Below are 1,225 nucleotides of genomic sequence, written 5' to 3'. Positions count from 1 at the left end.
GAAGCGATAAACGATCTGGTCCGGTATGAAAGATCTGCCTGGGCGGCATGAAAATTCCATCGACTCACGGAGGCACGTATCTCATCCAGGACCAGGGTTATATCTTTTTTTGTCAGACCCGCACGGATCCCCAGCTGCAAGACCTCTTCCCGGCCGGGATATCTGCCTTCTCCAAGCACGGTCATGGAATGTTCTCCTCCCGGTCCGGGAGCATAGGTCAGATCATAACCAGGTGCGAGATTCCATTCCCCGTCATCGTTCATGATAAAGGAAACGTTTTTTACATGATCGTCCCGGTTATGGGCCAGAATATTGAAAAGCATTATCCTGAATCCGGCAACCAGATCCTGTTTGTTTCTGGTCAACACATTGATAATTTTGAAAAAATCTTCATAATCGCTGCAGGGAATTCTGAAATTGGCCTGAATGAGATTGCCAAAGGTGTGTACATGGAAACGATGGTTTTTTTCCCTGTCAAAGCGTTTGACTCCGAAGAAAGATTGACCGTCAACAGTCTCAAAAAGTCGTGTTTCCGGCATGCGTATGCCTGCCTCCCGGGCCATCAGTGAATAGGCATACTCAAGGGGACCACTGTCCATGAAATCATTTAAAGCAGCAAATTTGACTATCCAGTGTTCAAAGCCGGACGGAAGATCTGTTTCCCCTGATCCCCATTCACCCCGACCAGCACCTTGGGCCGGGCACCTGCGGGACTTCCTCCTGCCCGCATGAGACGAGGCAGAACGGTGTTTGTTTTTCCGGTAAGAACCTGCCTGGACTCTTCAGCGAGGCCTTGCAGGTCACAAGGAACATCGTTTTTTATTCTGGAAGCAGCAGGCTGATAGGTCAAGGCTCCCATGGTGTCATTTCCCAGAAAAGCGAGCCTATCAAGGACGGAAATCCGAGCAGGATCAATCCCCTTTTTTCTGAAAAAACGATCCATGAGCAAAAGCCCCCATCCATCCGGCAGGGAGTCATCAAAAAGGCCGAATATCGGGCCGAATGCATGATCCTTGTGCTCATGCAGGCCCGGCTCAAGAGGAAGTTTGAAAGGAGATAGCCAGAACGGTTTATGCAGAAAGTCGGGGTCATATTCAAAAAAAGGCTCCTCGCTATTTCGTGTGGGTAGGGGGAAATTCGAGCTTGCCCCCGAGGAGGTAAATCATGGTGATGAGATTACGAGTTGAACGGTATCCACGGGCTTTAGCTTTTGCTGCTTGAATGA

The 1,225-nt window shown here is 49.5% G+C and carries 1 protein-coding gene and 1 pseudogene; both read right to left on the bottom strand.

Annotated features, from left to right (window positions below; genetic code table 11):
• Positions 1 to 599 (bottom strand): type II toxin-antitoxin system HipA family toxin (locus ACTVJH_RS15860; RefSeq protein WP_455992860.1); only part of this gene is annotated, 599 nt, incomplete at its 3' end.
• Positions 600 to 625: 26 nt separating this feature from the next.
• Positions 626 to 1,102, bottom strand: a pseudogene (locus tag ACTVJH_RS15855) (HipA N-terminal domain-containing protein); the annotation flags it as partial.
• Between the last annotated feature and the right edge of the window lie 123 nt (positions 1,103 to 1,225).

It is taken from the genome of Desulfoplanes sp. PS50, assembly GCF_053851535.1.
This window is presented reverse-complemented; position numbering and strand designations above follow the sequence as displayed.